At 66.3% G+C, this 273-nt stretch carries 1 protein-coding gene; it reads right to left on the bottom strand.

Annotated features, from left to right (window positions below; translation table 11 throughout):
- The coding region (locus SB756_RS30020; RefSeq protein WP_410913230.1) for a DUF1028 domain-containing protein at positions 1-219 on the bottom strand (219 nt) is incomplete at its 3' end.
- Positions 220-273 lie beyond the last annotated feature (54 nt).

Genomic DNA, 273 nt, shown 5'->3' with positions numbered 1-273 from the left:
CGTCAGGGCCTTGTCGAGGGCGTCGACCGGTGCGAGGCCCTGTTCCAGCAGGTCGAGTACGTCCGGGCCGAGGGCCGGCAGGGTGATGTTCTGGGTCGACACCGCGCCGACACCGGGCCGCAGCCACGGGCAACGGGCGCCTACGGCGATGCTCGAGGAACTGATGGCGATCCCCAGTTGGCCGGTGTCCGCGCAGCGAGCGACGATGGAAAAGGTCATGGGCTGCCTCCTTACTCTGGGATAACCGCGATCACGTCAATTTCCATCAACCAC

It is taken from the genome of Pseudomonas sp. SIMBA_068 (assembly GCF_046534705.1).
Lineage (GTDB): Bacteria > Pseudomonadota > Gammaproteobacteria > Pseudomonadales > Pseudomonadaceae > Aquipseudomonas > Aquipseudomonas putida.
The sequence above is the reverse complement of the archived record's forward strand: the minus strand, read 5'-3'. Positions and strand labels throughout refer to the sequence as shown.